Source organism: Marinomonas sp. GJ51-14, from assembly GCF_055808695.1.
Genome location: NZ_CM147879.1, coordinates 3,109,754 through 3,135,431 on the forward strand (window position 1 = coordinate 3,109,754; position 25,678 = coordinate 3,135,431).

A 25,678-nucleotide genomic window follows, 5' to 3' on the forward strand; every position below is an offset into this window, starting at 1 on the left:
AGGAATGCAATGAAATTTATTGAAGAGTTAATTTTAGATTCCTCGTTTAACCCGTCAAATCACCCCAACCCAAGCTTGTGGCAAGAAAACAAACACGCCTATCAAATCCAATTTGAATGCATGGCCAGTAATTGCTCAATTCTGATTGAATGTAAACAACGACTATTAACAAAAACCGCTGCAAAAAAAGCCATTATCGAAGCATGGCGAATTGAACATAAATTCAGTCGCTACCAACAAAACAATACTTTTGCTGATATTCACGCAAAAGCAGATAAGTATCAAACAATAGACGAAGAAACCGCCCAATTATTGATTTTCGCCAATCATGCTTACCATGCTTCAGAAGGGCTATTTGACATAACATCAGGCATATTAAGGACTGTATGGAAGTTCGATGGCAGCGACAATTTACCTCAACAAGATGCAGTCAAAAGACTATTAACTAAAGTCGGTTGGACAAAACTAGGCTGGAACCAAAACAATCCCACTCAATTAAAGCTTCCTTCAGGTATGGAATTAGATTTTGGCGGCATAGGAAAAGAATACGCTGTCGACAAAATGTTAAGCATTTGCTGTCAAGCCCTATCAAAGACATCAGCAGCCATTCTAATTAACTGCGGTGGCGATCTTGCCTGTAATGGCAAAAGATTGAATGGTGAAAGCTGGAAGGTCGGAATAGAGTCTATTTTAGATCAAAAAAAATCAGAGAATATCATTGCTCTTTCTTCTGGAGCGCTTACTACATCTGGAGATAGTCGGCGCTTCTTAGTAAAAGAAAATATACGTTATTCTCATGTTTTAAACCCGATTACTGGATGGGCAGTGACAGACGCACCAAGGTGTGTAACTGTTGCAGCGCCCACTTGCATCAACGCAGGGATTATTTCCACCTTAGCCTTGTTACAGGGCTCAGAAGCAGAGAGTTTTTTAGAATCTTTAGATATGCCCTATTGGCTATCTAATTGAGAGTTATCTCCAAAACCATTATTAGCCTTTCTCGGCATCTGAAAAATAGCCACAACTTAACACATAACCCGCTTTTTATTTTTCTTGAAACAAAAAAGCCCTGACTGCTTAAGCAATCAGGGCTCTCTAAAATAAATCTTGATAACGACCTACTCTCACATGGGATCCCCCACACTACCATCGGCGATGGCGCTTTTCACTTCTGAGTTCGGGATGGGATCAGGTGGTTCAACGCCTCTATGATCATCAAGAAAACTGGTTTGCTTCATTAGAAACTGTCTAATGAAATCAATTTTCTACTAACCAATAATTAGGTTAGATTTAATTCAAACTTGACGACGACCTACTCTCACATGGGATCTCCCACACTACCATCGGCGATGACGCTTTTCACTTCTGAGTTCGGGATGGGATCAGGTGGTTCAACGTCTCTATGATCGTCAAGCAATTCGGTTGCGTTCGTTCTGGTGGCTGAGTTCATCTTATTCGATGTTCTCTTTGTCGCCTTACCAAAACACGCGAAGACATGCTTGGATCTTTAACAATTCGTTTTGAAATAACGTCAATCAAGTATTAAACCGATGCTCATCATTGCTGATGCTTTATCGTAATATGTGTCTCTTTCTGATGATCTATTAGAGTCTTTTTCATTCTCTCTTCATATCCATCCAAAACCACTTTGGTGTTATATGGTCAAGCCTCACGAGCAATTAGTATTGGTTAGCTCAATGCCTCACAGCACTTACACACCCAACCTATCAACGTCCTAGTCTCGAACGGCTCTTTAGGGGACTTATGTCCCAGTGAGATCTTATCTTGAGGGAGGCTTCCCGCTTAGATGCTTTCAGCGGTTATCCCGTCCGAACGTAGCTACCCGGCAATGCCACTGGCGTGACAACCGGAACACCAGAGGTTCGTCCACTCCGGTCCTCTCGTACTAGGAGCAGCTCCTCTCAAATCTCAAACGTCCACGGCAGATAGGGACCGAACTGTCTCACGACGTTCTAAACCCAGCTCGCGTACCACTTTAAATGGCGAACAGCCATACCCTTGGGACCGGCTTCAGCCCCAGGATGTGATGAGCCGACATCGAGGTGCCAAACACCGCCGTCGATGTGAACTCTTGGGCGGTATCAGCCTGTTATCCCCGGAGTACCTTTTATCCGTTGAGCGATGGCCCTTCCATACAGAACCACCGGATCACTAAGACCTACTTTCGTACCTGCTCGACGTGTCTGTCTCGCAGTTAAGCGTGCTTTTGCCTTTACACTCTATGCATGATTTCCGACCATGCTGAGCACACCTTCGTGCTCCTCCGTTACTCTTTGGGAGGAGACCGCCCCAGTCAAACTACCCACCACACAGTGTCCTCGATCCAGATAATGGACCTGAGTTAGAACCTCAAACATACCAGGGTGGTATTTCAAGATTGGCTCCAATAGAACTGGCGTCCTATCTTCAAAGCCTCCCACCTATCCTACACAAATAGGTTCAAAGTTCACTGTGAAGCTATAGTAAAGGTTCACGGGGTCTTTCCGTCTAGCCGCGGATACACAGCATCTTCACTGCGATTTCAATTTCACTGAGTCTCGGGTGGAGACAGTGTGGCCATCGTTACGCCATTCGTGCAGGTCGGAACTTACCCGACAAGGAATTTCGCTACCTTAGGACCGTTATAGTTACGGCCGCCGTTTACTTGGGCTTCGATCAAGAGCTTCGCTTACGCTAACCCCATCAATTAACCTTCAAGCACCGGGCAGGCGTCACACCCTATACGTCCACTTTCGTGTTTGCAGAGTGCTGTGTTTTTAATAAACAGTCGCAGCCACCTGGTATCTTCGACCGACTAGTGCTTACGGAGCAAGTCCTTCACACCGGCCGGCGTACCTTCTCCCGAAGTTACGGTACCATTTTGCCTAGTTCCTTCACCCGAGTTCTCTCAAGCGCCTTGGTATTCTCTACCTGACCACCTGTGTCGGTTTGGGGTACGGTTCGAACATATCTGAAGCTTAGAAGTTTTTCCTGGAAGCATGGCATCAACCACTTCACCCAAAAGAGGGCTCGTCGTCAGTTCTCGGTCTCCCCAATAAAGGGAGGTGCCCGGATTTGCCTAAGCACCTAACCTACCGCCTTAAACACAGACAACCATCGCTGTGCTGGCCTAGCCTTCTCCGTCTCTCCATCGCAATATGTACGAGTACAGGAATATTAACCTGTTTCCCATCGACTACGCATTTCTGCCTCGCCTTAGGGGCCGACTCACCCTGCCCTGATTAACATGGGACAGGAAACCTTGGTCTTCCGGCGGGGGAGTTTTTCACTCCCCTTATCGTTACTCATGTCAACATTCGCACTTCTGATACCTCCAGCCTGCCTTACAGCTTGACCTTCAACGGCTTACAGAACGCTCCTCTACCATGCCTAGTAAACTAAGCATCCGTAGCTTCGGTGTACAGTTTGAGCCCCGTTATATCTTCCGCGCAGGCCGACTCGACTAGTGAGCTATTACGCTTTCTTTAAAGGATGGCTGCTTCTAAGCCAACCTCCTAGCTGTCTAAGCCTTCCCACATCGTTTCCCACTTAACTGTAACTTTGGGACCTTAGCTGACGGTCTGGGTTGTTTCCCTTTCCACGACGGACGTTAGCACCCGCCGTGTGTCTCCCGTAATTGCACTCATTGGTATTCGGAGTTTGCATGGGGTTGGTAAGTCGGGATGACCCCCTAGCCCAAACAGTGCTCTACCCCCAATGGTGAGATACGAGGCGCTACCTAAATAGCTTTCGAGGAGAACCAGCTATCTCCGAGCTTGATTAGCCTTTCACTCCTATCCACAAGTCATCCCCGGACTTTTCAACGTACGTGGGTTCGGTCCTCCAGTTAGTGTTACCCAACCTTCAACCTGCTCATGGATAGATCGCCCGGTTTCGGGTCTATTCCCAGCAACTAAACGCCCTATTAAGACTCGGTTTCCCTACGGCTCCACTACTCGCTTAACCTTGCTACTGAAAATAAGTCGTTGACCCATTATACAAAAGGTACGCAGTCACGGAACAAGTCCGCTCCCACTGCTTGTACGTACACGGTTTCAGGATCTATTTCACTCCCCTCACAGGGGTTCTTTTCGCCTTTCCCTCACGGTACTGGTTCACTATCGGTCAGTCAGGAGTATTTAGCCTTGGAGGATGGTCCCCCCATATTCAGACAGGATATCACGTGTCCCGTCCTACTCGTTTTCATGATAAAGGTGTTTTCGTATACGGGGCTATCACCCTCTACGGCGGCCCTTTCCAGAGCCTTCTACTAACACCTAAACCACTTAAGGGCTAATCCCCTTTCGCTCGCCGCTACTTAGGGAATCTCGGTTGATTTCTTTTCCTAAGGGTACTTAGATGTTTCAGTTCCCCTCGTTCGCCTCGTATGGCTATGTATTCACCATACGATACCCGCAAGCGGGTGGGTTTCCCCATTCGGACATGTTCGGATCAAAGCCTGTTTATCGACTCCCCGAACCTTTTCGCAGATTACCACGTCCTTCATCGCCTCTGACTGCCAAGGCATCCACCGTGCACGCTTGGTCACTTGACCATATAACCCAAAATAGTTTCCACTCCGAAGAGTTTCACATTCAGATCACATACCTAAGAGCTTTTGTACCTCTTAGGATTTACGATAATAGAAGTCACTAGGTTAAAGTGAGCTTCCACCGGTTTAACGCTTGATTTATCGTTATTTCAAAATTCGAATTGTTAAAGAGCATACCTAAGTTACCTTAGGTGGAAGAAACAACACTATCAAATAGTGCCTTCCCTCAAATCGTGGAGGCGAATTATAGAGATATAATATCTCCCGTCAAGCACTTCCAGCATTAATTTAAGATAATATTTCAATATAAATTCTAAAAAAAATACGTATCAAAAACTAAAAAAGGCCGCTATTAGCGACCTTTTTATTTAAGAATAAAATCAGATAATTTGTGTGAACGCTCACCAGAGCTTCTATCGTTTAAGGAGGTGATCCAGCCCCAGGTTCCCCTAGGGCTACCTTGTTACGACTTCACCCCAGTCATTGACCACTCCGTGGTAACCGCCATCCCCGAAGGGTTAAGCTAGCTACTTCTGGAGCAATCAACTCCCATGGTGTGACGGGCGGTGTGTACAAGGCCCGGGAACGTATTCACCGTGGCATTCTGATCCACGATTACTAGCGATTCCGACTTCATGGAGTCGAGTTGCAGACTCCAATCCGGACTACGACGTACTTTATGGGATTCGCTCACTATCGCTAGCTTGCAGCCCTTTGTATACGCCATTGTAGCACGTGTGTAGCCCTACTCGTAAGGGCCATGATGACTTGACGTCGTCCCCACCTTCCTCCGGTTTGTCACCGGCAGTCTCCTTAAAGTTCCCACCCGAAGTGCTGGCAAATAAGGATAAGGGTTGCGCTCGTTACGGGACTTAACCCAACATTTCACAACACGAGCTGACGACAGCCATGCAGCACCTGTCTCACAGTTCCCGAAGGCACCAAGGAATCTCTTCCAAGTTCTGTGGATGTCAAGAGTAGGTAAGGTTCTTCGCGTTGCTTCGAATTAAACCACATGCTCCACCGCTTGTGCGGGCCCCCGTCAATTCATTTGAGTTTTAACCTTGCGGCCGTACTCCCCAGGCGGTCTACTTATTGCGTTAGCTGCGCCACTAAGTCATTACAACCCAACGGCTAGTAGACATCGTTTACGGCGTGGACTACCAGGGTATCTAATCCTGTTTGCTCCCCACGCTTTCGCACCTCAGTGTCAGTATCAGTCCAGGGTGTCGCCTTCGCCACTGATGTTCCTTCCTATATCTACGCATTTCACCGCTACACAGGAAATTCCACACCCCTCTACCGTACTCTAGCCTGCCAGTATCCGATGCCATTCCAAGGTTGAGCCCTGGGATTTCACATCAGACTTAACAAACCACCTACGCGCGCTTTACGCCCAGTAATTCCGATTAACGCTTGCACCCTCTGTATTACCGCGGCTGCTGGCACAGAGTTAGCCGGTGCTTCTTCTGGGGCTAACGTCAAAGTACGCTGGTATTAGCAACGTACCCTTCCTCACCCCTGAAAGTGCTTTACAACCCTAAGGCCTTCTTCACACACGCGGCATGGCTGGATCAGGCTTGCGCCCATTGTCCAATATTCCCCACTGCTGCCTCCCGTAGGAGTCTGGGCCGTGTCTCAGTCCCAGTGTGACTGGTCATCCTCTCAGACCAGTTAGAGATCGTCGCCTTGGTAGGCCTTTACCCTACCAACTAGCTAATCTCACGCAGGCTCATCTAATAGCGGAAGGTCACAAGTGATCCCCTCCTTTCCCCCTCAGGGCGTATGCGGTATTAGCATGCGTTTCCACATGTTGTCCCCCTCTACTAGGCAGATTCCTACGCGTTACTCACCCGTCCGCCGCTCGTCAGCAGGAGCAAGCTCCCCTGTTACCGCTCGACTTGCATGTGTTAAGCCTGCCGCCAGCGTTCAATCTGAGCCATGATCAAACTCTTCAGTTAAAGAACATGCTCACTCAAATCTATTACACTAACAAATAACTTAATTAATCCACCGTCCAATTAAGAACAGCAAACCAACATAAAGCGAATTGCGTGCAGACTCTCGTAAGTCTTCAATTTTTTTGACCAACTACACGCTACAAGTAGCAATGCGATGGTCTTCTGAAGTCTCTAGCGAGCGCCCACACAAATTATCTGTTTAAATTCTTAAAGAGCGCATTCAAGCTATTTGCCTGAACGAGCTGCGTATAATACAGATTAAAAATCATGATGCAACACTCTAAACATCAAAAATACAAAAAAGGCCTCAATTTTCATTGAAGCCTTTTTAACAATCAAATCAGTTTCACTAACAATCAGCTTATTTAATCTCTAAAGCCTGCGCCTCAATACGAGCCTTCCATTCAGCAGGCCCTGTAATATGAACAGAAGTACCTGCGGAATCAACTGCAACAGTTACAGGCATATCAACAACATCAAACTCATAAATAGCTTCCATTCCAAGTTCAGGAAAGGCTATAACGTCCGCTTTCTTAATGGCTTTAGATACAAGATATGCAGCACCACCAACAGCCATAAGGTAGACTGCACCAAATTCTTTGATGGCTTCAATGGCAACCGGACCACGCTCAGATTTACCTATCATGCCAAGCAATCCGGTTTTATCAAGGATAGTACGAGTAAATTTATCCATACGTGTTGCCGTGGTTGGGCCTGCAGGGCCAACAGCTTCATCTCTTACTGGGTCCACAGGACCAACGTAGTAGATAAAGCGACCTTTTAGATCAACTGGAAGCTCTTCGCCATTTGCAATCATCTCAACCATTTTTTTATGAGCAGCGTCACGACCCGTTAGCATTTTACCATTAAGCAGAACAGTTTCACCTGGTTGCCACTCTTTCACTTGCTCTGGTGTAATTTCGTTCAAATTGACACGACGCACACTATCGCCCACTTCCCATGTAATTTGAGGCCAATCATCTAATGAAGGCGGAACCAAATCAGCAGGACCAGAACCATCCAGTACAAAGTGTGCGTGGCGTGTCGCTGCACAGTTAGGAATCATAGCAACAGGCAAGGATGCCGCATGGGTTGGATAATCCATAATTTTAACATCAAGAACCGTTGTTAGCCCGCCTAAGCCCTGAGCACCTATTCCTAAATCGTTAACTGCATCAAAAATAGCTAAACGCAACTCTTCTACACGATTTTGTGGACCACGCGTTTTCAAGTCATGTATATCAATAGGCTCCATAAGAGACTCTTTTGCCATCACCATGGCTTTTTCAGCGGTACCACCTATACCTATACCTAGCATACCTGGCGGGCACCACCCCGCCCCCATTGTAGGTACTGTTTTTTTAACCCATTCAACGATGTCATCTGAAGGATTTAGCATTGCTAATTTAGATTTATTTTCTGAACCGCCGCCTTTTGCCGCAACATGAATTTCAACAGTATCACCAGGAACAACCTCCATATGAATAACAGCTGGAGTATTATCTTTAGTGTTTTTTCGAGCTCCGGCAGGATCAGCAAGAATAGAAGCACGCAATACATTATCTGGCAAAAGATAAGCACGTCGAACACCTTCATTAATCATGTCAGTGACGCTTCTGGAACCCTCCCACTGAACATTCATACCTATCTTCACAAACACCGTAACAATCCCTGTATCCTGACAAATAGGGCGTTTTCCTTCAGCACACATTCTGGAATTAATTAAAATCTGTGCCATAGCATCTTTGGCAGCCTTACTCTCTTCTCGCTCATACGCTTCATGTACAGCTTTAACGAAATCTAGAGGGTGGTAATAAGAGATAAACTGTAGCGCGTCTGCAACGCTATCAATTAAATCATCTTCTTTAATAATGCTCATGCTTCTCTCCTGCTGAGTATTACGATTGAATCGAAGATGAAATGGTAAAAGATGCGGACTCGCAAAGAAAGCACTAAGGTAGGTTTTCAACAAATATACCCTCCATCAACGATATGAATGGAAGGTATATTTATAAACAATGGAGGCTAAAAAAATAGCAAATCAAAAAACTTAATTATTTTTTCTATTTACCCTTTGATCCGATTGAGGCTTTTGAACGGAGTGTTGAATATACTCCTCCAAAATTTGCGCGGTAAATTTTTCCCGTTCAGATAACGAAGAAATACGCTCCGCCTCCCAATTAATTAAACGAATAAAAACTGAATACTTTTTAATGAAACCATAACCAATATCCCTTACACCAACACCATTGGCATCCATCAAATGAATCACCTGATCGAGGTTCTTTCGAGTTTCAAACTGCCCCCCTCACTTGCAGCAATCAATAAACGCTGAATATGCTGTATAGGATTCTCAGACGCTTTTGCCTCTTTTTCAGAAAGAGAAGATGTTAGAAACTTATCCAACATCTCTTCTGTATGCCTTTCCCTTTCATGCACATCTGAAATCAAAGCAGACTCACGTTCCAACAAGCGAATAAACAAACTTTTATTTTTAATGTCCGAAAATTCAAGATCCTTCAAAGAAAGGCCGTTTGTTTCCATGATCTTAATTACATTTTCATAAGATGCCACCGCATCATCGCCCACAGAAACTGCCATCACCAAAGATTGACGCAACTCATGCATAATTTTCGCAGCACGATAATCTTCCTTCCTTTGAAGGTGTTGTTTAAACGATTCTTTACTCTTTTCTAGATTATTAAGAATAGAGTCATATCCTTGAACCGCCTCCTGCTCATCTCTTAAACAAGCCATTCGAACATTAGTACAGCTAGCTTCCCATGCCTCATAAGCCCTCGCCCTCGCCTGAAACGCCCGCTCTATAGCTTCTTCAAAGCTTCGCTCAATTCTAGCCCTTTCTGAGCGTTCCTGAACTTCTGATTGCTCATGATCATAACGTTTTTGTTTTTTAGCCTTTAAATTCTCTTGAGCTAAGGAAAGCTGCGCCACCAAAGAATCTATCTCAAGTTGAGTTTTTGTCTCATCAAAATCTGCTAGCTTTTCATACACTTTTGACCAATAGTCATCTTCTGTAAATGGCAGGGTAGGATCACTTGTGGCGTATTGCGTTTTCAATGTTTCAGCGAATTCATGACTATTTGGACGAAACGCCTCAGTAGCATTTATCACATTATCACTAGATGATGAGGCATAATTAGGTGAATCATTTGAACTATCACCTTTTGATGACATAGTCTTTTCTAATTCCGATTCTAGATCATCTAAAACACTTTCCACTGCCATCTCATCTACCAAACCATCATTCTGCTTAAAATGTTGCTCATTTATTTCGTCGGAATTCATCGCATTAGATGAATTTTCATCTAATGCGTTATTTGTACAAACGTCTTCATCATCCGATAATGACACATCATAAAACCCATTAAGGTCCATATCATCAAGAATAGTCTGAACCGATTCATAAGCTCTACTCGGGTCAGTACTTTTTTCACTAAAGCGACGCTGATAAACAGAGCCTTCTGAAAAAGTTTTAATCACACTGTCTTTTTTATGCTGAGGAGCGCTTCCGCCCCAGCTAACTTTATAAAGCATAGTTCGATCGCATAATTGCAAAATAGGCAGCTCTCTTTGAGCAATATTATATTGCCTAATCAATGATTCCGCGTGACGCAATGCCATAGCGGATTCACTTGAATTAGACGAGGTTGCCAAATTAAATAATTTAACAAGCTTCTGTACTGCCTTTTTCCTTCTGCGTATGCTCATAAGACATGCTTTCCAAATTAGCTAAAATTCACTCTTATATTATATAGAGCACTATTTCAGAGCTCTTTACTAATAGTATAACTCTGCCCTATTGTCAGGCAATTTCAAATCGTCGCTCAGTAATGATTGAACCTTCTGCAAGATTTCAGCCAAGTTGTCTTTCGTATAAGGAACCACAGGAAACTTACCCCAAATAGGCCCAGGCCAGCACAAATCTGTTGTATAACGAACAATATGATGCAAGTGCAATTGAGGCACTTGATTGCCGAGTGCGGCAACATTTAGCTTAGCGGCGGAAAAGGCATCATGCAGAGTTTCTGAAAGCAAACAACTTTCAGCCATTAATAGCTGCCGATCCTCTTCCACCAACTGATAAATTTCCGTTATATCATTACGCTGAGGTATCAGAATAAACCAAGGGAACTGAGCATCATTAATTAAGCGAAGCTGACACAATGAAAAATGACCAACAAGAATAGAATCACGCTCTAATACAGGATTTAACTCAAACATCTTTATATATTCCTACTTTACAAAAAAGGCTTTCATAAGCACTATAGCACCCTAAAATTTAAAATCACTTAGAGACTTGGAGCTCACATGACAACAATGCAATGTGTCTTGGATGCACAAGCAAAATTAGCAGAATGCCCTCGCTGGGACGAACACACTCAAACTCTTTATTTTGTCGATATCGATGCGTTTAAGTTACATGGCTATCATACCGAATCAAAAACATTAACAACACGTACTTTTGATGAAGAAATAGGCTGCTTTTCTTTAAGCAAACAAGGAGGTTTTATTGCTGCTTTTCGAACAGGAGTCTATACTTTTTCAGACTTCCATGCGCCATTACAACCCTATTGGTTAGCAACCTATGATCGAAAAACAACACGCTTCAATGATGGACGCTGCGATGCGAAAGGCCGATTCCTTGCTGGTACAATGTATTCACCAAAAGACGCTTTTAAAGGTGCTTTGCATCAATTTAGTTTAGGCCAAGAAAAGCTTATCGATCAAGCTGCTTGGACTTCAAATGGTTTGGCTTTTTCTCCAGATAATAAAATTATGTATTATTCGGACACACCTAATCATGTGGTTTATCAATTTGATTATGACCTTGAAAACGGAACAGCTTCCAACAAGAGAATCTTCATCGAGTTCCCACGTGGTAATGGCCGTCCCGACGGAGCTGCTGTTGATATGGAAGGCAATTATTGGTCTGCTCTATACCAAGGTCAACGTGTCGTAAAAATTAGTCCTGCGGGAGAAATTTTAGAGGAGTATCCTGTACCAGCAATTTACCCAACCATGGTAGCATTTGGTGGTCCTGACATGAGCACATTATTTGTAACAACATGCCGCTCAGCACAAACCGAAGAAGAGTTAAAGAAATTCCCCCAAGCTGGCGGAATTTTTGCAATAACGGTTACTACAAAAGGCCAGTACGAACCAAAATTCGCTGGTTAAAAACATAACTTCAAAATAGACAGAATTATCATGCGCGCAAGCAATTATTTATTTTCTACCCTACGTGATGCACCAACTGATGCCGTAGTCACAAGCCATCAATTAATGGTTCGTGCAGGTATGATCCGACAGTTATCTAAAGGTTTATACACTTGGCTACCAACTGGATTAAAAGTACTTCGCAAAGTCGAAAACATTGTCCGTGAAGAAATGGAAAAAGCAGGCTCTCTTGAAGTCATGATGCCGGGCGTGCAACCGGCAGAACTATGGCAAGAAACTGGACGCTGGCAAAAATACGGTGCGGAATTACTTCGACTAAAAGATCGTCACGGTCGCGATTATTGCCTTGGCCCAACACATGAAGAAGTGATCACAGATCTTGCGCGAAATGAACTCACTAGCTACAAACAACTACCAATGAATTTCTTTCAAATTCAGACAAAGTTTCGTGATGAAGTTCGCCCTCGCTTCGGCGTAATGCGCTCTCGTGAGTTCTGCATGAAAGATGCTTATTCGTTCCATATTAATGAAGAGTCATTACATGAAACCTACGAGGTAATGCATAAAGCTTATTGCAATGTATTCGATCGCATCGGTTTAGACTACCGTCCAGTACTGGCAGACACAGGCAGCATCGGTGGTGCGTACTCACACGAATTCCATGTGCTTGCAGATTCTGGTGAAGATGACATTGCGTTCAGTGACACTTCCGATTTCGCAGCCAACGTAGAACTTGCAGAAGCTGTTTGCTTAAAATCAAAAGCTGATGAACCAACACAAGAATTGACTGAAGTTTTCACACCAGATTGTAAGACAATCCAACAAGTCGCCGAGTTTCTTAAGCTTGACGTTACAAAGACAATTAAAACAATGTTAGTAAAAGGCTTGGATGAAAATGAACAGACTACCATCGTAGCTCTTGTACTTCGTGGCGATCATAATATAAATGAATTAAAAGTAGAGAAACTTGACGGTATTGTTTCTCCTTTTGAATTCGCAGATGAAGCGGATATTATAAATAAAATTGGCTGCACACCTGGTTCAATTGGCCCCAAAGATCTAAAAGAGAAAGGCATTCGTGTCATTGTTGATCGTTCAGCTGCTGTTATGTCTGATTTCTGTGCCGGTGCAAACAAGGACGACTATCACCTTATTGGCCTAAACTGGGAAAGAGATTGCTCTAACTTTGAAACCGCAGACTTACGTAATGTTGTTGAAGGCGATCCATCTCCAGACGGGAAAGGCACAATCATTATTAAACGCGGTATTGAAGTAGGTCATATTTTCCAGCTTGGCCAACAATACGCAGAAGCCCTAAAAGCTACAGTCCTAGATGAGAACGGTAAAGCCAAAGTAATGCACATGGGCTGTTATGGTATAGGGGTTTCTAGAATTGTGGCCGCCGCTATTGAACAAAACTTTGATGATAAAGGCATTTTATGGCCTAGCAGCATCACACCATTCGATATTGTCATTGTAGCAATGAATTATGATAAATCAGAAGCCGTACGTAATGAGTGTGATCGCTTATACACTGAGTTAAAAGCAAAAGGTTTAGACGTATTACTCGATGACCGTAAAGAACGCCCAGGAGTTAAATTTGCAGATTGCGAATTACTTGGCATCCCTCATCGCCTTGTTGTTGGAGACAAAGGTTTAGCGAATGGCACCCTTGAATACAAGAACCGCACTCAGGGAGACAATGAAGACGTAGCCATCTCAGACGCTATCGATTTCATTACTGCCAAGAAATAAAAAGCAACAAGAACTAGAAAAAGCACGACAAGGGTTTAGCAATCAATGTGACCTGCTGAACCCTCTACTAATAATGATTGACAAAACACTTCACCACTTTCTTTATAAGCGGATAACCAAATAATAAATAGGAAGCCCACATGACCACTATTTACCACAACCCGCGCTGTTCTAAATCTCGTCAAACACTACAACTTTTAGAAGAAAATGACATTCAACCAACTATACGCCTGTACCTACAAGACAACCCAAGCGTTGACGAACTTGAAACCATTTTAAAACAACTCGACATATCACCATTAGAGTTAATGAGAACAAAAGAAAGTCTCTACAAAGAGCTTGGATTAAATAAAGACTCAACGGATGATGAACGACTTCAAGCTATGCATAAAAATCCGGGGTTAATAGAGCGCCCTATTGTTATTCATAACAACAAAGCAAAATTAGGCCGACCACCAGAAAGTGTTTTGGAATTATTTAAATGAGTGAACGACCTTATGTTCTAGTCTTATTTTACAGCCGTCATGGATCCATCTCTGAGATGGCAAAACACATAGCTAGGGGCATCAACAAAATAAGCGAAGTTGAAGCCAAAATACGACAAGTACCAGATGTTGCCGATACGACACAAGTGGCCAAACCCGCACTACCAGATGAAGGCGCACCTTACTGCACGCTAGAAGAACTATCTAATTGCTCTGGCCTTGCTATTGGATCACCATCTTATTTTGGTAGTATGGCCGCCCCACTAAAACACTTCATTGACCAAACATCTACACTCTGGCTGACAGGGCAATTGATTGACAAACCTGCTTGTGGATTCACCAGTGCAAGCACTATGCACGGAGGCCAAGAACAATGTATTCACAGCATGATGACACCACTATTACATCACGGGATGGTTTGGGTAGGCTTGCCTTATAAAAATAAAGAGCTCATTCATACCATGAGTGGTGGCACACCTTATGGTGCAAGTCATTTAGCTAACACCACCAATGAAACACAATTAACAAATGATGAAAAAGCACTTTGTGAAGCGCAAGGCAAGCGCATTGCAGAAATGACAATCAAACTTAAAAAATAGCTATTTGATTAAATCAAAAACCACGAACCATCTCTAGTCGTGGTTTTTTTGTACCTAATCAAAGAGCTTTAAAACTCAATATCTAGGTAATTCAATATCCTTAAATAGCAATTCAACATCTTGTCTACTAGCCGCCTCCATAGCTGCAACAACCAAATCTTTCGTCAGATGAGGTGCAAAAGATTCAATGAACTTATACATATAACCACGAATAAATGTATTACTACGGATACCTATTTTGGTACAGCTATCGGCAAATAAATGCGAAGCATCCAAAGAGACCAAATCTGAGTCCTGAACTTCGTCATAGGCCATTGATGCAACAATACCAACTCCCAACCCAAGACGTACATACGTTTTAATAACATCTGAATCTGCCGCAGTGAAAACGACATTTGGATGAAGATCTGCCTCTTGAAATGCTTGATCCAATTGAGAACGACCAGTGAAGCCAAACACGTAAGTAACAATAGGATACTCTGCCAAAATATCTAAGGTTAATTTATTAACGTTCGCTAAAGGATGATCTTTTGGCACAACCACAGACCGATTCCATGTATAACAAGGCAACATCACTAAATTACTAAATCGCTCAAGCGCTTCAGTTGCAATAGCAAAGTCCACCACACCATCATTAGACATTTCAGCAATCTGCATAGGAGTCCCCTGATGCATGTGTAAAGTCACATCTGGGTAACCTTCAATAAACTGATTAATTACCTTAGGTAGTGCATATCTCGCCTGCGTATGGGTCGTAGCGATATCAAGAGAACCTTTACGCTCATCACTGAACTCTTTGGCAACACGCTTAATGTTTTTTGTCTGGTTAAGAACCTCACCAGCCAAAGCAATAATTTTCTCCCCGGCCGGCGTCACATGCGTTAAATGCTTCCCACTCCGTGCAAATACTTCAACACCAAGCTCATCTTCTAAAAGACGTATTTGCTTACTAACACCTGGTTGTGAGGTATATAAACTTTGCGCCGTGGCCGAAACATTCAAATCATTGCGCACCACTTCCCATATATATCTAAGCTGCTGTAATTTCATCGGCCACCTTATTCGAAAAAGAGTTAAAAACATAATAAAATATTACTTTATAGAATAGTAAAAAACATCTAGTGTTGCCAGCTTAAATAACTTCAATATGGTTTACGAATGGATTTTATCTGGTATATCGTTGCTGGCGCGGCAGTAGGTTTGGCTGTTGGCATAACAGGAGTTGGTGGTGGCTCACTTATGACCCCCTTATTATTACTCTTTGGATTTCCACCACACATAGCTGTCGGAACTGATTTAATGTACGCAGGTATTGCAAAAAGCACTGGTGTTGTCATGCATGCAAAACGTGGCAATGTAAACTGGAAGATTGTACTTGCTATGGCAGCGGGAAGTATTCCAGCCTCTTTAATAACGGTATGGGCTTTATCTCAATTCCACAAACCTGACCACTATCAAGAAATTCTAACTAGCACATTAGGTGTTATGTTAATTGTAACCGCCATTGTCATACTATTCAGAAATAAGCTAATCAGAACATTAAACGTTAATATTAAAGAAGATCAAGGCACAAAAATAATATTTTTTTCTGGTTTGATTTTAGGTGTATTTGTAACTTTGACTTCCGTTGGAGCCGGCGCTTTAGGCACAGCAATCATGATGATTTTATTTCCCATTATGCGAGCCAAAAATATTGTAGGTACCGATCTAGCTCATGCAGTCCCACTAACGTTAGTAGCAGGCACAGGGCATCTTTTTTTGGGCAATGTGGACTACACCCTGCTCGCTGCACTTTTGATTGGATCTATTCCTACTATTTACATAGGTACTCGCATCGCCAGTCACGTTCCAAATCATATTTTACAACCAGTTCTAGCAACAGCACTATTAACGTTCGGATTAAAATACCTTTTCTTCTAAAAAACTCTTAACTGGCGGTTCATTCGAAGATCAAAACACGTTATCGTTACTTATATAATTAAAAGCAAAAAAGCAGGAATCCCCTTAATGAGTAATACACGTCTTGAAGATTTAAATATTGCCTCTTTTACCTCTTTGGTAACACCGAGCCAATTAAAAGAAGAATTACCGGTAAGCGACAGCGTTAGCAGCCATATTGCAGAATCACGCGATACGATCAAAAACATCATGGACGGTAAAGATCACCGTCTTGCTATTGTGATTGGCCCATGCTCAATTCATGATACGACTGCAGCTTTGGATTATGCAAAACGCCTCAAAAACCTAGCAGCAGAGCTAGACGATACCTTGTATATCATTATGCGTGCTTACTTTGAAAAACCTCGCACTACAGTTGGCTGGAAAGGGTTAATAAATGATCCAAATTTGGACGGTACATTCGACATAGATAAAGGTATCCGAATTGGCCGTAAATTATTGATTGATTTATCAGAGTTGGGACTCCCGCTTGCTACAGAGGCCCTTGATCCAATCTCTCCTCAATATATTCAAGACCTTATTAGCTGGTCTGCAATTGGCGCACGAACAACGGAGTCACAAACCCATCGTGAAATGGCTTCTGGCCTGTCAGGACCTGTAGGCTTTAAAAACGGCACGGATGGAGGTCTAACTGTTGCTGTGAACGCGATGCAATCTGTATCTCATTCACACTCATTTTTGGGTATAAACGAAAGCGGCCAAGTTAGTATTGTTAACACCAAAGGTAATGCTTATGGCCACCTCGTTCTTCGTGGCGGCAATGGCCAACCTAATTACGACGCCTCTAATATTGCACAATGCGAAACAGCCCTCACTTCTGCCAACTTGAAGCACAACATTATGGTTGATTGCTCCCACGAAAACTCAAGTAAAAAAGCAGAAAAACAAGTCTCTGTGATGGAGGATTCGACCCAACAAATTCTTGATGGTAACAATTCCATCATGGGGCTGATGATCGAAAGTAATATCGGATGGGGTAACCAAAAGGTTCCAGCGGACCTTAAAGACCTAGAGTATGGCGTATCTATCACTGATGCTTGTATTGATTGGGAAACAACAGAAAAGTCATTAATCGCTATGGCAAACGCTCTACGCGACACACTTCCAAAACGCCAACGCAGCTAAGCTAACCCCAGAACGAAAAACGTTAGATTAAATGTAATCGTCAGATCAAAAAAACCAGTGTGATTCACACTGGTTTTTTTATACTTTAGCCTTGGCTGCTTCTCGTTAATTACAAACGAATACTTTCAATAACCAAATCAACTACTTCGTCCATAGCAGTCTCACTTATTTCAGAGTCAGCAATAGACGCATTAGAAACAAGAAAGGCAACACCTGTTTGACGAATCAATTTCGCTTCTTGTTCAGTAGCATCCGCTTTTACTAACGCCACAATGCCTTGACGTAAAAGCAATCGCTCCAACACATCAGATTTAACCAACACTTCAGATGGCAAAGCAATAACTGCAGGTTTTTGGCCAAGACGCGCTGCACGATCCTCAGCACTAACAACAGAGTCAGCGTCTAATTCAGCAATGGCCTCTTCAACCATACCTGCACCTACAGTTACATTGGTCAATCTATCAATAATAACCAAGGCTCCTGTTAAACGACTATTTTGATATTCATCAAAAGCAACGGGGGCATCAAATTGAATAACACAGTCACCAATACCGTTTAGCTCCAGTGCATCGATCTTGCTATGCTCTAACGTGTTCACATCAATACGATGGTTAAAGTGATGCACTTTACCCGGTACAGTTTGCGTACCTAGCTTAAAGTCATAAAGCTTGCCAGGAACCAAAGCTTGATCCGCCATCCAAACAATAGATGCTCTTAACGTAGAGGCAATCAAGGACTCTTGGCCTGGATGCGAAAGCATATCGCCACGACTGATGTCGATTTCATCTTCCAATGTAATCGTCACCGCTTGACCTGCTTTCGCAGAAGCCAAATTACCATCGTAAGTAACGATTTCAGCAACTTTGGATTTTTTACCAGAAGGCAAAGCAACAATCTCATCACCCGGCTTAACCACACCCGCCGCTATCGTTCCAGAAAAACCACGGAAGTCCAAGTTAGGACGATTTACATATTGCACAGGAAGACGGAAAGAATCTTTTTTAACGTTACGATTAATCTGAACAGTTTCCAAAATCGCCATCAAAGGCAAACCTTTGTACCAAGGCGTACTTTCAGATGCGTTCACTACGTTATCGCCACGCAATGCCGACATTGGCACAAACTGAATATCTTCAGGTTTACGGTCGCCAAGTTGATCAACAAACGTAAGGTAATCTGATTCGATTTCTTTGTATTTCTCTTCAGAGAAATCTACCAAATCCATTTTATTCACAGCAACAACAACGTGCTTAATACCAAGTAAAGCCGCAATATAAGAGTGACGTCGAGTTTGCGTCTGCACACCATAACGAGCGTCAATTAAGATGATCGCAAGGTCACAAGTAGACGCGCCCGTTGCCATGTTACGTGTGTATTGTTCGTGTCCCGGTGTGTCCGCGATAATAAACTTACGTTTTTCAGTAGAAAAATAACGGTAAGCCACATCAATAGTTATGCCCTGTTCACGCTCTGCTTGAAGACCATCGACCAATAAAGCCAAATCAATCTCTTCACCCTGTGTTCCTGATTTTTTACTGTCCCGTTTAACGGCATCTAAATGATCTTCATATATCAATTTAGAGTCATGCAGCAAACGACCAATTAATGTACTTTTACCATCGTCTACGTTGCCACAAGTAAGAAGGCGCAATAGATCTTTTTCTTCATGTTGTTTCAAATAGCCAAGTATGTCTTGGCTGATCAATTCTGACTGGTGAGACATTTTTCACTCCAAACTTACTTTACTTCAAACTTAGAAGTAGCCCTGTTTCTTCTTCTCTTCCATTGAACCGGAAGAATCATGGTCAATCATTCGCCCTTGGCGTTCTGAACTGGTTGTCAGTAGCATTTCCTGGATAATCTCAGGCAATGACGCCGCTTCTGATTCAACCGCCCCAGTTAATGGATAACAGCCAAGTGTACGAAAGCGAACAGACTTCATTTCAGGCGTTTCACCATTAAGAGGCATACGCTCATCATCCACCATGATTAAAGTGCCATCACGTTCAACAACTGGACGCTTAGCAGAGAAGTAAAGAGGCACAATTGGAATACTCTCTAAATAAATGTATTGCCAAATATCCAATTCCGTCCAGTTAGACAATGGGAAAACACGGATGCTCTCACCTTTGTTTACTTTACCGTTGTAGATATTCCAAAGCTCTGGACGTTGGTTTTTAGGGTCCCAACGGTGTTGCTTATCACGGAAAGAATACACGCGCTCTTTGGCACGAGATTTTTCTTCATCACGACGAGCACCGCCAAATGCAGCGTCAAAGCCGTATTTATCTAATGCTTGCTTCAAACCTTGAGTTTTCATCACATCAGTATGTTTAGAACTACCATGTGTAAAAGGCCCAATTCCCTGATCAATACCTTCTTGGTTTTTATGAACGATCAATTCCAAACCTAGCTTTGCAACTAGCTCATCACGGAATGAGATCATTTCTTTAAATTTCCAACCTGTATCGACATGCATTAGAGGAAATGGTGGTTTTCCTGGATAGAATGCTTTCATAGCAAGATGCAGCATAACGGCTGAATCTTTACCTATAGAATACAGCATTACTGGATTATCAAATTCAGCAGCAACTTCACGAATAATATGAATACTTTCGGCTTCTAGCTGTTTTAGGTGAGTCAGTCTTGCCTCTGTCATAATTCCCCATCTCTATTGTAAGGCTTAAGTATTTTTAAACTATAACATGCCTTTAGGTTATAAGAGATTCATCGCTTAGACTTTAGTTGAATATGTATATTTAAAAATCAAACATAAAAAAAGGCCGATAAATCGGCCTTTTAAAATAATTATTCTCTAGTATTAATTTATTCAGCGTTAAGTTGTTGCTCAAGCACTAACTGATTAATTTGCTTACGTAGCCTAATAATTTCACCATTAACCTGAGTTCTAAAGGCATCACTTGAATTTATTGCATCCTGATGGTTTGCTAAAGTTGTTTGAATTTTTGCTAAATCCGATGCACTCACATCTGCAGATTTATTTTCAAGGGCTGCTATTTTCTTCTGTGCTGCCGCCAGATCTTGAAGAATCGTTCTAACATTCAGGTTCTGTGTTTGATTTTGACCTGCCTGAAGCGCAATTTGGCTTTCCGCTGATTGCAATTGCTTTGCTTGAGCTTCTTGCGTCATAGCAACAGTTTTCACCACATTATCGATATTAGAAACTGCGGGGATTAATTTGTTATAACCGGCTTCCAAATCATTAAATGCAGATGACTGTATCGCTATACGCTTAGATTGAGTCGATAAGGTATCTTTAAGGCTGGCAAGTGACTTCTGCAGTTTTTCAATCTCAGCACCATTATCTGCAATCGTTTTTCTATTCCGATCATAAGCAACAGCCCATAATTTACGAATTTCGCTATCATGGGTTTTAAGGGTTTCTTCAAGAGTTTGACCCTGTTTATTCGCAGATACATCAGCAGCAAGTAATTGATGGTCTAGATTCTGAATTTCACTTTTAGCACCATAAATTTCGTTACGCAGCTGTGCATTCTGTTGCCACAACCAATATCCAGCACCAACAGAAATTAACAGAATAAATATTAATAAAAGGTAAACACCTAATAAATTGGTTTTTTTCTGCACAACCATTGGTTTAGGGGCATGAGTAGGCCTAGCTGGAGAAGGGGAAGAACTGCCTTTGGGCGCTACTGCACTAGGCCTTCTATCACTGACCTCATCTTGATCCAGAGTCAGGCTTGGGATCTCAACATCATCGTCTCTTTGCATGGAAATCTTATATAACCGTTATTAATAAAAATTATGGAAAATCGTCTTAGAACAATCCTAAATAATATTATCTTAAGTTGTTCAATGCTACTATATAAGCACCATTAACTGCTTGATAACAAGCATTTTTCATTAATAAAAAGCAAGGAGAATTTAAATGTCTTTTGAATTGCCAGCTCTTCCTTATGCTAAAGACGCACTTGAGCCGCACATGTCTGTTGAAACGCTTGAGTATCACTACGGCAAGCACCACAACACGTACGTTGTTAAATTAAATGGTCTAGTTCCTGGATCTGATTACGAAAACAAATCACTTGAAGAGATCATAAAATCTGCTCCAGCTGGTCCTGTTTTTAATAACGCAGCTCAAATCTGGAACCACACATTTTTCTGGAATAGCTTAAGCCCTAATGGCGGAGGCGCTCCAACTGGTGCTCTAGCAGATGCTATCAATGCGACTTGGGGTTCTTTTGAAAAGTTCCAAGCTGCTTTTGATGATAAAGCCGTAAACAACTTCGGCTCCAGCTGGACGTGGTTAGTTAAGAATGCAGACGGTTCTTTAGAAATCGTCAACACAAGTAATGCAGCAACTCCGCTTACTGGTGACCAAACAGCTCTTATCACAGTTGACCTTTGGGAACACGCTTACTACATTGATTATCGCAATGTTCGTCCTGATTATCTGAAAGGTTTCTGGGCATTGGCTAACTGGGAATTTGCAGCCGCAAACTTCGCAGCTTAAATCTATTTTTCATTAAATTAGAAAATAGAGTTAGACCAGTCAAAAAAACGCGGCTTACGCCGCGTTTTTTTTATATTAAAAGCAAATCATTGTTATCCAAACCTACTCTGTGCTCATTTCATTTTGCACAAAGATTTTTGCCTGAATAAATTCAGAATGAGGCATAAAGAGCAATTCACTTATTCTTCTAATTCTATGATCTTCATGGGCATCAATATTACCATCGGCAAGAGCAACACGCCACAAGGCTTTTAGAAGAAGCATTTTTTGCTCTAGTGTAGCTGTTTCATTGATAACTTTAGTAAATTGATACAAATCATTTGCATGCTCTACACCAGTTTTCGCTTCTTGATAAAGTATGTCAATGTCATCACCCAGTTCGCTGACGTCCCGAAGAAAGCGCTTAACTTGTCTCTCTTCTTTTTCATCAACTATATGATCCGCTAACATTACCTCCATGAGCAATGCAGCGACCGCTTTCTGATAGGTTATTTGCTCGCCATGCTCGACAGGCAAACTAAAAAGACTTTTTAAAGCTCTAAGCATTATTTCTCCAAAACAGTTTCACGTATTCTTTCAATTAACACATTAGGAAATTGGCGATAGTCTAAATAAGGACACCAAACACAAGGGGATGAAAAAGCAGCCACATGCCCTTCTCCAATTTCTTGTGCAGTATCCGGTACAGGCCAAATATCTCGAAAAGCATTACCAACAATAAAAAGTGTGCCTTGATAACCCTCCAACTGATGAAGCCCAAAAGCAATACCAACTTTATTTAGTAATTCATTATCACGGAACTCACGCCAATCATCATAGTGAGGAACAAACAACTTTGCCATGATGGTTAAAATTTTACGCCAATGATTTCCATTTAGTTCAATCAAAAGAGAGGCATTAACTTCTCTCGATAAAATACAATCATTTCCCTTGGATAGCACAGGTTTATTAGGCAAAAGGAAAACACATTGTGCCTCATTTCTCGAAGCACCCAACCATAAATCATCCATCCGATCTCCTTTATTACTCAAGAATACAGCGTGCTTTCCACATTATCAGCTATCTAATAGGTAAAGACTGTGGAACTGAAGATCCTATTTCTATTTTCACAACTCTTCTTCATGGAAAAAATCGCAATAAAAAAGCAAAAATAAACCATTTAAAAAATATATTAGCATTTACTTATAAATATACATTAGAATAGCCTAATATTAATAATTGGAATCTATCATGGAAACAATATTTAACCCCCTCGTTGGCGGGATACTAATTGGCCTAACAGCAACAATATATCTTCTTGTTACTGGTAAGGTAATTGGTATCAGTGGCATATTGTCACAACTTTTATTCAGTAAAGGTCGTTTACTGCCTTTTTTATTCATAGCAGGACTCATTATAGGTGGTAGTGCGTACGGTATATTAACAGAGCAAACCGTTGCATTCCCTGAAACAAGAAGCCCATTGCTCCTGATTATTTCAGGGCTACTTGTCGGTTACGGAACACGACTTGGTGGTGGCTGCACCAGTGGTCATGGCGTCTGTGGCATATCAAGATTATCACCTCGATCTATTGTTGCGACGATTACCTTTATGGCTACTGCAATCATTACTGTTGCCGTTTTAAACTAAAAAGAACATATTAGGAAACATCATGAATGCAATTACTACACTCCTCGCCGGCCTACTATTTGGCTTAGGGTTGGCTTTTTCAGAAATGACTAACCCCGCCGTTGTCATCGGCTTTTTAGATATTTTCGGCGATTGGAACCCATCTCTTATCATTGTTATGGCCAGTGCTATTGTTGTAGGGATGATTGGTTACTTTATTAAAGGAAAACAACTCAGCCCTTTGTTAGGCAACACATGGCAAGTGCCGACTTTACGTCAAATCGATTCAAAATTGATTATTGGCTCATCACTTTTTGGTATTGGTTGGGGGATCAGTGGTTACTGTCCTGGACCTGGTTTAACGGCTCTAGTGAACAACCCAAACGAAGGCATTTATTTCGTTGGAGCATTAATCATCGGTAGTGGCTTTCATTATTTTCAAGCAAAAATATCCCACAAATAAGACGTTATAAGTCCTATGAAAAAAGAGACGATTCTTCGTCTCTTTTTTTGACTAAAAAAACAAAAAAATACTTGACGTAATCCCCTCTTGACCTTAAATTTCGCCCGCGTCATTGCTGAACATAATCCGCACCGCTTCAACTGCTGCGCTAGTCGCTTAAGGCCATCACAAGGCCGGATAAGTAACAGCCATAAGTAGGACGGGAGAAGCTAAAGACGTTTACTTATCATCGGTTTATGTTTGTACAATGAGGAGTTTCTATCCATGTCTATTGATGTCAACGATTTCTACACACCTGAGCGCTTCGCTCGCTTCAAAGCTTTTGCAGCGACAAAAGAAACACCTTTTGTTGTTATCGATACAGAAATTATCGATGAAGCTTATACAGAAATCACCAAAGGTTTTCCTGTTGCTGATATCTTTTATGCTATCAAAGCCAATCCTGCACCAGAAATCCTAACATTACTACGTGATCGTGGTTCAAATTTCGACGTCGCATCACGTTATGAGTTGGATAAATTACTTGCAATTGGTGGTGTATCTCCAGATCGTGTGAGTTATGGCAACACAATCAAAAAAGCAAATGACGTACGCTATTTTTATGAAAAAGGTGTTCGTATGTTTGCTACAGACTCTGAAGCAGATTTACGTAACATTGCAAAAGCAGCACCCGGCTCTCGTGTTTATGTTCGTATTTTGACAGAAGGTACAGTAACTGCAGACTGGCCACTATCTCGTAAATTCGGTTGCCGTCCAGATATGGCGATGGATTTACTTGTACTTGCAAAAGAACTTGGCTTGATCCCTTACGGAATTTCATTCCATGTTGGTTCTCAACAACGTGATATCGGCGCATGGGATGCAGCTATAGCAAATGTTAAAGTGATCTTCGAACGCCTAAAAGAAGAAGATAATATTGAGCTTCAGATGATTAATATGGGTGGTGGCTTCCCTGCCAACTATATTACGCGTACGAATGAGTTATCGACTTATGCAGAAGAAATTACCCGCTTCTTAGAAGAAGATTTTGGTACAGAATTGCCACGCATCATTCTTGAACCCGGTCGCTCATTGATTTCCAACGCTGGAATATTAGTCAGTGAAGTTGTATTGATTTCTCGTAAATCGCATACAGCATTGAACCGTTGGGTATTTACGGATGTGGGTAAATTTTCTGGTCTAATCGAAACATTAGACGAATCCATCAAATACCCAATTCACGTAGAAAAAGAAGGCGAACTAGAAGAAGTCATTATTGCAGGTCCAACCTGTGACAGCGCAGATATCATGTACGAAAACTACAAATACGGATTACCACTTAATCTAGCCATTGGCGATCGTATGTTTTGGTTGTCCACTGGCGCCTACACTACGACATACAGTGCTGTAGAATTTAACGGCTTCCCTCCTTTGGCTTCTTATTACCTGTAAGAACAAACGCCAAATTAATAGAAAGTTCGCAATATATTAAGCCTCA

Annotated in this window: 21 protein-coding genes and 4 rRNA genes; 11 read left to right on the forward strand and 14 right to left on the reverse strand. The window is 42.1% G+C overall.

Features of this window, described 5'->3' with window-relative positions; all coding sequences use genetic code 11:
- Nucleotides 1-9: 9 nt before the first annotated feature.
- Nucleotides 10-969: an FAD:protein FMN transferase gene (locus tag AC0L3Y_RS14890; protein WP_473465477.1), complete on the forward strand. Its 960-nt coding sequence runs from the start codon at nt 10-12 to the stop codon at nt 967-969.
- 136 nt (nt 970-1,105) lie between these two features.
- Here the strand turns inward: AC0L3Y_RS14890 and rrf (AC0L3Y_RS14895) are convergent.
- The 8 genes from rrf (AC0L3Y_RS14895) to AC0L3Y_RS14930 all read right to left on the reverse strand — a co-directional run bounded on the left by rrf (AC0L3Y_RS14895) (nt 1,106) and on the right by AC0L3Y_RS14930 (nt 10,755).
- Nucleotides 1,106-1,220: ribosomal RNA gene (rrf, locus tag AC0L3Y_RS14895) — 5S ribosomal RNA — on the reverse strand.
- A 79-nt stretch (nt 1,221-1,299) separates the two neighbouring features.
- Nucleotides 1,300-1,414 (reverse strand): 5S ribosomal RNA (gene rrf, locus AC0L3Y_RS14900).
- 244 nt (nt 1,415-1,658) lie between these two features.
- Nucleotides 1,659-4,555 (reverse strand): 23S ribosomal RNA (locus AC0L3Y_RS14905).
- Nucleotides 4,556-4,973: 418 nt separating this feature from the next.
- Nucleotides 4,974-6,513 (reverse strand): 16S ribosomal RNA (locus AC0L3Y_RS14910).
- The 16S, 23S and 5S rRNA genes sit together here, the layout of an rRNA operon.
- Nucleotides 6,514-6,874: 361 nt before the next feature.
- On the reverse strand, nt 6,875-8,392 hold the full coding sequence (locus AC0L3Y_RS14915; RefSeq protein WP_473465481.1) for a fumarate hydratase: 1,518 nt from the start codon (nt 8,390-8,392) through the stop codon (nt 6,875-6,877).
- 171 nt (nt 8,393-8,563) lie between these two features.
- Nucleotides 8,564-8,776, reverse strand: coding sequence for a hypothetical protein (locus AC0L3Y_RS14920; protein ID WP_473465484.1), 213 nt, complete (start codon nt 8,774-8,776; stop codon nt 8,564-8,566).
- A 5-nt stretch (nt 8,777-8,781) separates the two neighbouring features.
- Nucleotides 8,782-10,242 (reverse strand): DUF2786 domain-containing protein, encoded by a 1,461-nt coding sequence (locus AC0L3Y_RS14925; RefSeq protein ID WP_473465487.1) that lies wholly within the window; start codon nt 10,240-10,242, stop codon nt 8,782-8,784.
- Nucleotides 10,243-10,311: 69 nt separating this feature from the next.
- The gene (locus tag AC0L3Y_RS14930; RefSeq protein ID WP_473465491.1) at nt 10,312-10,755 is read right to left on the reverse strand and encodes an HIT domain-containing protein; all 444 of its coding nucleotides are present in this window, start codon (nt 10,753-10,755) and stop codon (nt 10,312-10,314) included.
- Nucleotides 10,756-10,842: 87 nt separating this feature from the next.
- On the opposite strand from AC0L3Y_RS14930, the gene AC0L3Y_RS14935 reads away from it, so the two are divergent.
- From AC0L3Y_RS14935 to wrbA, 4 genes are all read left to right on the forward strand, one after another.
- Nucleotides 10,843-11,712, forward strand: coding sequence for an SMP-30/gluconolactonase/LRE family protein (locus AC0L3Y_RS14935; protein WP_473465496.1), 870 nt, complete (start codon nt 10,843-10,845; stop codon nt 11,710-11,712).
- A gap of 30 nt (nt 11,713-11,742) precedes the next feature.
- Nucleotides 11,743-13,467, forward strand: a complete 1,725-nt coding sequence (locus AC0L3Y_RS14940; protein WP_473465502.1) for a proline--tRNA ligase — start codon at nt 11,743-11,745, stop codon at nt 13,465-13,467.
- A gap of 140 nt (nt 13,468-13,607) precedes the next feature.
- Entirely contained in the window at nt 13,608-13,952 is a 345-nt protein-coding gene (arsC, locus tag AC0L3Y_RS14945) for an arsenate reductase (glutaredoxin) (protein ID WP_473465506.1), read from the forward strand.
- A complete protein-coding gene (gene wrbA / locus AC0L3Y_RS14950; protein ID WP_473465512.1) occupies nt 13,949-14,551 on the forward strand; it encodes an NAD(P)H:quinone oxidoreductase in 603 nt (200 codons plus the stop codon). Before arsC ends, wrbA begins: the two co-directional genes overlap by 4 nt.
- A 75-nt stretch (nt 14,552-14,626) precedes the next feature.
- Here wrbA and cysB read toward each other — a convergent pair whose 3' ends face one another.
- Nucleotides 14,627-15,601, reverse strand: a complete 975-nt coding sequence (gene cysB, locus AC0L3Y_RS14955; RefSeq protein WP_473465515.1) for an HTH-type transcriptional regulator CysB — start codon at nt 15,599-15,601, stop codon at nt 14,627-14,629.
- 108 nt (nt 15,602-15,709) lie between these two features.
- Here cysB and AC0L3Y_RS14960 point away from each other — a divergent pair, with 108 nt between their 5' ends.
- Together AC0L3Y_RS14960 and AC0L3Y_RS14965 are read left to right on the forward strand one after the other, a co-directional pair.
- Nucleotides 15,710-16,471 carry a sulfite exporter TauE/SafE family protein gene (locus AC0L3Y_RS14960; RefSeq protein WP_473465520.1) on the forward strand — a complete coding sequence of 254 codons (762 nt, stop codon included), beginning with the start codon at nt 15,710-15,712 and terminating at the stop codon, nt 16,469-16,471.
- Between the two features lie 87 nt (nt 16,472-16,558).
- Nucleotides 16,559-17,635: a 3-deoxy-7-phosphoheptulonate synthase gene (locus AC0L3Y_RS14965; RefSeq protein WP_473465525.1), complete on the forward strand. Its 1,077-nt coding sequence runs from the start codon at nt 16,559-16,561 to the stop codon at nt 17,633-17,635.
- A 109-nt stretch (nt 17,636-17,744) separates the two neighbouring features.
- On the opposite strand, the gene cysN is transcribed toward AC0L3Y_RS14965, so the two are convergent.
- From cysN to AC0L3Y_RS14980, 3 genes are all read right to left on the reverse strand, one after another.
- Entirely contained in the window at nt 17,745-19,358 is a 1,614-nt protein-coding gene (cysN, locus tag AC0L3Y_RS14970; RefSeq protein WP_473465528.1) for a sulfate adenylyltransferase subunit CysN, read from the reverse strand.
- Nucleotides 19,359-19,388: 30 nt separating this feature from the next.
- The gene (gene cysD / locus AC0L3Y_RS14975) at nt 19,389-20,294 is read right to left on the reverse strand and encodes a sulfate adenylyltransferase subunit CysD (protein ID WP_473465531.1); all 906 of its coding nucleotides are present in this window, start codon (nt 20,292-20,294) and stop codon (nt 19,389-19,391) included.
- A gap of 167 nt (nt 20,295-20,461) precedes the next feature.
- Nucleotides 20,462-21,388, reverse strand: coding sequence for a hypothetical protein (locus AC0L3Y_RS14980; RefSeq protein WP_473465536.1), 927 nt, complete (start codon nt 21,386-21,388; stop codon nt 20,462-20,464).
- Nucleotides 21,389-21,545: 157 nt separating this feature from the next.
- Here AC0L3Y_RS14980 and AC0L3Y_RS14985 point away from each other — a divergent pair, with 157 nt between their 5' ends.
- Nucleotides 21,546-22,130, forward strand: a complete 585-nt coding sequence (locus AC0L3Y_RS14985) for a Fe-Mn family superoxide dismutase (RefSeq protein ID WP_473465541.1) — start codon at nt 21,546-21,548, stop codon at nt 22,128-22,130.
- Between the two features lie 102 nt (nt 22,131-22,232).
- On the opposite strand, the gene AC0L3Y_RS14990 is transcribed toward AC0L3Y_RS14985, so the two are convergent.
- Together AC0L3Y_RS14990 and AC0L3Y_RS14995 are read right to left on the reverse strand one after the other, a co-directional pair.
- Nucleotides 22,233-22,676, reverse strand: coding sequence for a tellurite resistance TerB family protein (locus AC0L3Y_RS14990; RefSeq protein ID WP_473465545.1), 444 nt, complete (start codon nt 22,674-22,676; stop codon nt 22,233-22,235).
- The gene (locus tag AC0L3Y_RS14995; protein WP_473465548.1) at nt 22,676-23,140 is read right to left on the reverse strand and encodes a DUF6942 family protein; all 465 of its coding nucleotides are present in this window, start codon (nt 23,138-23,140) and stop codon (nt 22,676-22,678) included. The genes AC0L3Y_RS14990 and AC0L3Y_RS14995 overlap by 1 nt, the downstream gene beginning before the upstream one ends.
- Before the next feature lie 220 nt (nt 23,141-23,360).
- Between AC0L3Y_RS14995 and AC0L3Y_RS15000 the strand changes: the two genes are divergently transcribed.
- The 3 genes from AC0L3Y_RS15000 to AC0L3Y_RS15010 all read left to right on the forward strand — a co-directional run bounded on the left by AC0L3Y_RS15000 (nt 23,361) and on the right by AC0L3Y_RS15010 (nt 25,632).
- Nucleotides 23,361-23,759, forward strand: coding sequence for a YeeE/YedE family protein (locus tag AC0L3Y_RS15000; protein ID WP_473465551.1), 399 nt, complete (start codon nt 23,361-23,363; stop codon nt 23,757-23,759).
- A gap of 22 nt (nt 23,760-23,781) precedes the next feature.
- On the forward strand, nt 23,782-24,201 hold the full coding sequence (locus tag AC0L3Y_RS15005; protein WP_473465556.1) for a DUF6691 family protein: 420 nt from the start codon (nt 23,782-23,784) through the stop codon (nt 24,199-24,201).
- Nucleotides 24,202-24,465: 264 nt separating this feature from the next.
- On the forward strand, nt 24,466-25,632 hold the full coding sequence (locus tag AC0L3Y_RS15010; protein ID WP_473465560.1) for a type III PLP-dependent enzyme: 1,167 nt from the start codon (nt 24,466-24,468) through the stop codon (nt 25,630-25,632).
- Nucleotides 25,633-25,678: the final 46 nt, after the last annotated feature.